This is a genomic window from Psychromonas sp. (genome assembly GCF_041586535.1).
Lineage (GTDB): Bacteria > Pseudomonadota > Gammaproteobacteria > Enterobacterales > Psychromonadaceae > Psychromonas.
In genome coordinates this window covers 1-7829 of sequence record NZ_JBFGZY010000171.1, presented here as the reverse complement: position 1 = coordinate 7829, position 7829 = coordinate 1, and the positions used below count along the sequence as shown (strand labels likewise).

Here is a 7829-nt window from a genome sequence, read left to right as displayed (position 1 = left end):
GGATGAAAGCAAGGCATTGATTGCAGTAACTAGTTGTTCTAATTACAAAATCAATAACAAAGACTAAAACGTAGTTTTATGTCTAGCTAGCATTCATTTTAACAAGCATAAATGAATAGATAATTATCGGATTTGGTATTACAAGCCCGCCTGTACAAATTTATATAAACTCTCCTGCTCATTGGACTTTGTCAGTGCTGCGATCTTTTCAACAGTGGTGACTGCTCCTTTATCGACAAACAGATAGTGTGACGCGATATTCAAAGCATCAGAAAGATGATGAGTAACCATTAAGACGGTCACCTTTTTTGTTGCAGATAACTCCCGGACTATGGTTAACATCTCTTCGCGTAAAACCGGATCCAGCGCTGAAAAAGGCTCGTCGAGTAACAGCAGCGGTTTATTTTGTATAAAACAGCGCGCCAGAGCGACCCGCTGTTTTTGCCCTCCGGATATCTGCTCGGGAAAACGCGTTAACAGTTTATCCACCCCCACCTGCCTGGCCATCAGGCGAACCTGCTCACGCTCTGGCGGGGTTAATTTAAGTCCGGGATGTAATCCCAGACCAATATTATCTGCCACCGTCAAATGCGCAAACAGGTTATTTTCCTGGAATAACATCGCTACCGGCCTAAGATGCGGTTCACTATCCACGACGGATTTTCCGGCAATAAGAATATCGCCACTGAGCGGTCGAATAAAACCTGCAGCTAAATTTAACAGGGTACTTTTACCCGCCCCACTCTCTCCCAGCACAGCGACAATAGCACCCGGCAAGATTTCTACATCAAAATTAAATTCGTCCTGCTGATAGCGATACTTAACCTTGTCAAAGTGGATCATATTTATCCTCTAACATTATTTTTTAAAGCGTTACTGCTGATATTTTCAATGCAACTAAAAATAGTAATACTCAACACTAATAAAAACAGAGATACAACCGCTGCGGCATCCATCTGATAACTACCAAGTAATTGTAATAGATACAAAGGCAAGGTTCTAAAATCCTGGCTGCCGAATAAGGCAATCGCACTTAAGTCTCCCATCGATAACACAAAGCTGATAGAAAAAGCCTGCACTATGGGACGCTTGATCGCGCGCCACTCAATCAGGTAAAAACGTGACCATCCAAACATACCCAAACTGGCACATAACTGGTCATATTGTTGAGCAGTCTGCAGCATAGGCTGAGCAAGTGTTTTAATCACATAAGGTAATGCCATCAGCGCATTCACTGCAATGACAATCACCATAGCCATATTGAATATATCAGTTATATTCCGCAATAGCAGAAAAAGACCGGTGCTGATCACCAGCCCCGGAGTCACCAAAATAATAGTAGCCACTAACTCCAGCTTATCCGCTTTAAAATGCAGGCCGATTAATCGCCAGGAACGACTGGTAATAAGCATAAAGAAGCCGGCAAACAGAGCAATCACAGCAGCAAAAATGGCAATAGAAAATGAATTAACCAGTGCCCCCCAGAATGCAGATGCAGTGACAATATTGATAAACTCGGCATTCAGACCATTGATCACCACCATCATTAACGGCGGAACGACCAGCACAAGCACCAGACTTATCCAGACAAAGTCCCAAATTTTAGCAGCTCTGTTATCACTGAATAGATACACATTCGCCTTGCTGGCAGTTGCTGTGACCGGAATGAGCCGGGAAAAACGCTGAATCACTATGGTCAGGGTGCCGCACAGCACTATTTGCCATAACGCCAGCAGTGCCCCGGATTGTAAATCAAAATCAAACTTAATCGCCTGGTAAATCGCCAGTTCGATAGTGGTGGCTTTTGGCCCGCCGCCTAATGCCATTACCGTCGCAAAACTGGTAAAACAAAGCATAAAAACCAGCCCGCAGACATGGGCCAGCTGCTGCCGTAAACAAGGCCACTCAACCAGTTTAAATTTGTTCCAATGGCTGATACCAAGATGCGTGGATAATTTGTGATGCTCAACGGGGATAGATTGTAAAGATTGTAGTAACAAGCGCGTTGCAAAGGGTAAGTTAAAAAAAACATGGGCGAGCAAGATGCCGTTTAAACCATAAATAGAGAAGGGTAACTCCTGCTCCACAGTCAATAATAATTGCGCGATCAGGCCACTGTTGCCATAAATAGATAACAAGCCAAAAACGCCGACTAACACAGGTAAAACCAGGGTTGTGGCGAATAATTTAAGTAAAAAAGGCTTAAGAAAAAAATCCCGCCGGGAGAGTGCGTGGGCGACGGGAATAGCCAGGCCGACACTTATTATGGTGGATAAAAATGCTTGATAAAAGCTGAATTTTGTCACATGACGGTAATAAGGATCCTGCCAAAGGTCGGCAGGATTTAAACCCGGCGCATAAAATAATAAAGCCGAAATAGCAGCAATGACAAAAATACAGATAAACCCGGCAATGATTAAACCGGGCAAGCTAACCTTTTTAAAACGCATAAAGAGACGGTCGTTATTGAATCAATGCACTCTGCCACTCTCTTATCCATGCTTTTCGATTACTGTCGACCTGTTCGGCAGTGAATGAAAAAGCATTCTTGGGTTTGCTAAGGTTTTTAAAACCGTCAGGCAGCGCGATATCGGTCACCGGATACATCCAGTTGCCGGTCGGCATAAGAGATTGAAATTCATCACTGACAATAAATGCCATAAACTGATCTGCAAGTTTGGCCTTTTTGCTGCTTTTAACTTTTGCAGCGACTTCCACCTGGGTGTAATGTCCCTCTGAAAAATCGGCAGCGGCATACTGATCAACCCCTTCAGCAATAATATGATAAGCCGGTGAAGTGGAGTAAGAAAGCACCATATCTGCTTCCCCTTTTAAAAACATACTATAGGCCTCTGACCAGCCTTTAGTCACTGTGACCGTTTTTTTGGCAAGCTGCTGCCAGGCGCGATCAGCTTTATCCCCATAAACCCACTTCATCCATAACATCAACCCCTGCCCCGGTGTAGAAGTACGCGGATCCTGATAAATGACTTTAATATCCTGGCGCTGTTCAACCAGCTCGCGCAGACTTTTAGGCGGCTCAAGTAAGGTTTCTTTATTATATACAAAAGCAAAATAACCATAATCAAAAGGTACAAATGTACTGTCAGACCAGCCATCTGCCAGTTTGACCTGACTAGTATCGACCTGATGCTCGGCTAATAACCCGGTCTTTTTAGCTTCAGCCATCAGGTTATTATCCAGCCCCAATACAATATCGGCTTTACTGTTTTTACCTTCTAAGCGCAGCCTATTTAAAACTGACACGCCATCATCCAATGCCACAAATTCCAAATCACAGGCGCATTTTTTTTCAAAAGCCTGTTTAACCCCAGGGCCTGGCCCCCAATCCGAAGCGAAGGAATCATAGGTATAAACAACCAGCTTCTCAGCAGCTGCTGACATGGAAATAAGGGTAGAAATAACAATCAAGGGAATATACTTTTTCACGATGCACTCCATCTATAATGTGAAAGCAGAAAATTTGGGGAGCATATCATTGCAACGGTACTGATAAGCTCAATTCCTACGCCAGTATTATCTGGTTCAGGTCTACGGGTTTTATTCTCAGCCTAAGCACCCCGTTGAGAACCATCATTGTATACTCAAAAGAGAGTTGTATTAATAGTTAGAGTGGAACTAATTTCGATAGGAAGAAAATAGTTCCAACAGCCAATCGATAAACAACTGCGCTTTTAACGATAGATTAGCCGATTTCGGGGTAAGTACGTAATAACTATATGGGCTCTTAAAAGAGAGGTTAAAGGGGATCACCAAACTGCCATCGGCCAACTGATCTTCGATAAAAAAACGTGGGATAAGGGCTATCCCCATGCCGTTAACCGCGGCCTGACTCAGCATATAAAAATGCTCAACGCCGAATATGTTTTGTGCGGTTAAGTTAACCCCTACCTTCTTAGACCAGTATGGCCATAATTCAGGACGAGTCGTATGTTTTAATAAGGTCAGCTGATTAATATCTGCTATTGTTTTGAGTTGTTTGCTCAACTTAGGTGAACACACCAGACAGAGATCTTCATCCATCAATTTTATATAGTTCGCCTCTGTCGGCGCACTGGTCGCACTCCTAATCGCAATATCATAATGCTTTTTATCAAAATCAACCTTAAAATCACCAATGGAAAGATCCACATAAAGATGCGGATAACGCTCCCTAAATTCCCCCATACGCGGTATCAGCCAGTTCATAGTCAGACTGGGCAGAACATTAATTGCCAATGCCTGATCACGCATATTCTGTGACTTTATCTCATCACTCGCCTGCCTTATTGCCTGTAGGGCATTGTATATTTTAGGCAGGTAACGCTCACCGTCGTCGCTAAGCAACAGTTTTTTATGCTGACGTATAAATAAAGGTACCGATAAATACTCTTCCAGCCCTTTTATCTGTTTGCTGATTGCACCATGAGTCACAAACAGCTCGTTTGCTGCTTTGCTAAAACTTAAGTGCCGGGCAGCAGATTCAAATGCCAGCAGGGAATTGAGTGGTGGTAAATCAGAACGCATATTAATCCCAAAATAAATTAATGTGAGAATATCTCACGCAATCAAGAAAATAACTCGTTTGCGCAATTTTTGCAAAGAAAGTCTAATGATGGCCATTTTCTATTTACCTAACTGAGCAATGCCACCTATGACTATTGAACTCTCCTATGAAATTATCACCCTGTTATTTGCGACAGCTGTGTTAGCCGGTTTTATCGATGCAATTGCAGGAGGAGGTGGTTTATTGACTATTCCGGCTTTAATGTGGGCGGGGCTTCCGCCAACCGCAGCTCTGGCAACCAATAAGCTGCAAGCCTGTGGCGGCAGTTTTTTTGCCAGCTACTATTTTATCCGTAAGGGAATGGTCAAAATTTCACAGATGAAACTGGCCATCTGTTGTGCATTTTTAGGCGCTGCGGCGGGCACGATTGCCGTACAGTTAATCGATACAACAATACTGGAGAGGTTATTGCCGCTTTTAATCTTAGCGATTGGCGCTTACTTTCTGTTTTCTAAAAAGATCAGTGAAGATGATCGCCAGCAACTGCTGACACCGGGTTTATTTGCTTTAACTGCAGCATTAACTGTCGGTTTATACGATGGTTTCTTTGGGCCGGGAACAGGCAGTTTTTTTGCCTTGGCATTTGTATCATTATCTGGCTATGGGCTGTCCAAGGCCACCGCACATGCCAAAGTACTGAATTTCTCAACCAATATAGCATCGCTGATTTTCTTCGCACTCGGCGGTAAAGTTATCTGGATGCTTGGTGCGATTATGCTGGTTGGTCAGGCAATAGGCGCGACGCTTGGCTCCAAGTTACTAATAAACAAAGGCAGTAAGTTGATTAAGCCACTGGTTGTGACCATGTCTGTATTGATGAGCATAAAGTTGCTGTCTAGCCAATACCTGTTATTTTCCTAGAGCAACGCATAGTTTAAACCGTGGGTGGTGAGGTGCATCACCAACGTGCAGTTTGATTCCATTGCTGATTATCAGGATATCGAAAGCCTTAACCTTTATAAAAAACGCACTGCAGCCGTGATGGTCTATGGTGATTATCAACCGCTGTTCGCTGCCCATAAACAACTGTTTGCCTATCAGCGCCCTTGACAATGACCGAGTGCGGGTAATCATTAACTTTACCGCAGAATCCGTGTCATTGAGGCTTGATGCTTCGCTGCAAGAACGGTCTGTTCAGCAATTACACGCAGTGTTCGAGCTCCTCGCGCCCATGAGCCCTTTGCCATTGCTATCAAGCAAAGTTAAGTTCTGTAATTTTGTTACTCGGCCCGTAACCTTCCCCTTAAAAGGGCTCCTTCACCTCAGACGCATAACGTGTAATATAAGCAGGAGGGTAATTGTCCATTTTTACATCACGTTAATTGTAATAAGGTTTTATACGATGCCACAAACAAATAATAACGCCTCCCGGCAATGGTGGAAAGAAGCGGTTGTTTACCAAATTTATCCGCGCAGTTTTATGGACTCCAACGGCGATGGTATTGGTGATCTAAACGGGATCAGCGAGCGCCTGGATTACCTTAAATTCCTGGGTATTAATATCATCTGGATCTGCCCGACCTACAAATCACCCAATGATGACAATGGCTACGATATCAGTGATTATCAGGAGATCATGGCTGAGTTTGGCACTATGGCCGACTTCGACCGCCTACTGCAGGAGATCCATGCCCGCGATATGAAACTGATTCTGGATCTGGTGGTGAATCATACTTCCGATGAACATCCCTGGTTTGTCGAGTCCAGCGCGGCAAAAGATAACCCGAAACGGGATTGGTATATCTGGAAAGATGGTAAAAATAACAGGCCGCCGAATAATTGGGAGAGCATTTTTAAAGGATCTTCCTGGCAGTATAATAAAGGCACTGAGCAGTATTATATGCATCTGTTCTCCACTAAACAGCCGGATCTCAACTGGGAAAATCAGGAGGTGCGGGATGCTATTTATAGGATGATCAACTGGTGGCTGGACAAGGGCATAGATGGTTTCCGTTTGGATGCGATCAGTCATATGAAAAAAGAGCCAGGCTTTAAAGATATGCCCAATCCCAAAGGACTAAAAAATGTGCCCTGCTGGAGAAAAATGATGAATGTCGAGGGGGTGCTCGATTACCTTGATGATATGTGCAGCAACACCTTTAATCACTACGATATTATGACCGTAGGCGAGGCCAACGGCGTTTCCGTTGAGCAGGCCGCAGAGTGGGTAGGCGAGAATAAAAAACGCTTAAATATGATTTTTCAGTTTGATCATGTGAAGCTATGGAACGAAAATCCACAAGCAGCGCTGGATCTGGTCAAAATTAAAAAAATCTTTACCCTATGGCAGAAAGATCTGGAGAATATAGGCTGGAATGCACTGTTTCTGGAAAACCATGATGTGCCGCGAATTGTTTCCAAATGGGGCAATACTGAACAATATTGGGCTGAAAGTGCTACCTCTCTAGCTGCAATGTACTTTTTGATGCAGGGCACCCCGTTTATTTATCAGGGGCAGGAGATCGGCATGACCAATACGCTGTTTTCCTGCATTGAAGATTTTAACTGTGTGAGTGCGAAAAATCAGTATCTACAGCTGAGAGAGAAAGGCATGCCTGAGCAGGAAATTCTGCATCTTCTGGCAAAAACCGGACGTGATAATTCACGTACCCCTATGCAGTGGGAGAACAGCGAAAATGCCGGTTTCAGTACAGCTCAGCCATGGCTTAAGGTGAACCCCAATTATCAAAAAATAAATGTCGCTGAACAACTGCAAGACTCAAATTCTATTTTCAATTTTTACCGAAAACTGATTGCCCTGCGCAAGGCTGAGCCGGCGCTTATTTATGGTAATTATGACTTACTGCTGGAACAAGATAAGCAGATTTATGCCTATACTCGTACACTGAATAAACAGCAGCTATTAGTCATATGCAATATGACGGTAGAAAGTACGACGTATTCCTATAAAAGGTGTGTACTGGATAGCAAAAATATACTGCTAAGCAACTATCCTGTGAATGAGCATGGGCCGATAACCGCTTTTTCGCTGCGCCCTTTCGAGACCAGGATTTACCGTTGTCTCTGAGATCATCCAGTGATCACAGTTGACTATCGTATCAGGCGCTTAAACGAAAAAATCCCTGCTGAGGATTTTCTGGATTTGATAGCTGCGATTGGCAAGGGGGCGCGGGCTTTAGCCTGCTTTGTTTGTGCAGCCGCTGGCGATGGAAGAGGTTTTGCAGAGCTCACCTGCTCATAGCGCTTTAGCCAGCATTGCTAGTGCGAGACACCGGCGATGGACAGGACTCGCAGAGCTCGC

At 44.0% G+C, this 7829-nt stretch carries 7 protein-coding genes and 1 riboswitch; of the genes, 3 read left to right on the top strand and 4 right to left on the bottom strand.

Features of this window, described 5'->3' with window-relative positions:
• Positions 1–138: 138 nt before the first annotated feature.
• From thiQ to gcvA, 4 genes are all read right to left on the bottom strand, one after another.
• The gene (thiQ, locus tag ABZA00_RS15525; RefSeq protein ID WP_372883066.1) at positions 139–843 is read right to left on the bottom strand and encodes a thiamine ABC transporter ATP-binding protein; all 705 of its coding nucleotides are present in this window, start codon (positions 841–843) and stop codon (positions 139–141) included.
• A gap of 2 nt (positions 844–845) precedes the next feature.
• On the bottom strand, positions 846–2450 hold the full coding sequence (gene thiP / locus ABZA00_RS15520; protein WP_372883065.1) for a thiamine/thiamine pyrophosphate ABC transporter permease ThiP: 1605 nt from the start codon (positions 2448–2450) through the stop codon (positions 846–848).
• A gap of 13 nt (positions 2451–2463) precedes the next feature.
• On the bottom strand, positions 2464–3450 hold the full coding sequence (gene thiB, locus ABZA00_RS15515; protein WP_372883064.1) for a thiamine ABC transporter substrate binding subunit: 987 nt from the start codon (positions 3448–3450) through the stop codon (positions 2464–2466).
• Between the two features lie 56 nt (positions 3451–3506).
• Positions 3507–3594: riboswitch (TPP riboswitch) on the bottom strand.
• A gap of 45 nt (positions 3595–3639) precedes the next feature.
• Positions 3640–4527 (bottom strand): transcriptional regulator GcvA, encoded by an 888-nt coding sequence (gene gcvA, locus ABZA00_RS15510; protein ID WP_372883063.1) that lies wholly within the window; start codon positions 4525–4527, stop codon positions 3640–3642.
• Positions 4528–4654: 127 nt separating this feature from the next.
• Here gcvA and ABZA00_RS15505 point away from each other — a divergent pair, with 127 nt between their 5' ends.
• The 3 genes from ABZA00_RS15505 (at position 4655) to ABZA00_RS15495 (ending at position 7595) form a co-directional block, all read left to right on the top strand.
• The gene (locus ABZA00_RS15505; protein WP_372883062.1) at positions 4655–5428 is read left to right on the top strand and encodes a TSUP family transporter; all 774 of its coding nucleotides are present in this window, start codon (positions 4655–4657) and stop codon (positions 5426–5428) included.
• Positions 5429–5473: 45 nt separating this feature from the next.
• Positions 5474–5617, top strand: a complete 144-nt coding sequence (locus ABZA00_RS15500; RefSeq protein ID WP_372883061.1) for a hypothetical protein — start codon at positions 5474–5476, stop codon at positions 5615–5617.
• A 292-nt stretch (positions 5618–5909) separates the two neighbouring features.
• Positions 5910–7595, top strand: a complete 1686-nt coding sequence (locus ABZA00_RS15495; protein WP_372883060.1) for an alpha-glucosidase — start codon at positions 5910–5912, stop codon at positions 7593–7595.
• Positions 7596–7829: the final 234 nt, after the last annotated feature.

Coding starts and splice junctions, on each gene's coding strand:
- thiQ (WP_372883066.1), bottom strand. CDS start 843: ATGATCCACTTTGACAAGGTTAAGTATCGCTATCAGCAGGACGAATTT.
- thiP (WP_372883065.1), bottom strand. CDS start 2,450: ATGCGTTTTAAAAAGGTTAGCTTGCCCGGTTTAATCATTGCCGGGTTT.
- gcvA (WP_372883063.1), bottom strand. CDS start 4,527: ATGCGTTCTGATTTACCACCACTCAATTCCCTGCTGGCATTTGAATCT.
- ABZA00_RS15505 (WP_372883062.1), top strand. CDS start 4,655: ATGACTATTGAACTCTCCTATGAAATTATCACCCTGTTATTTGCGACA.
- ABZA00_RS15495 (WP_372883060.1), top strand. CDS start 5,910: ATGCCACAAACAAATAATAACGCCTCCCGGCAATGGTGGAAAGAAGCG.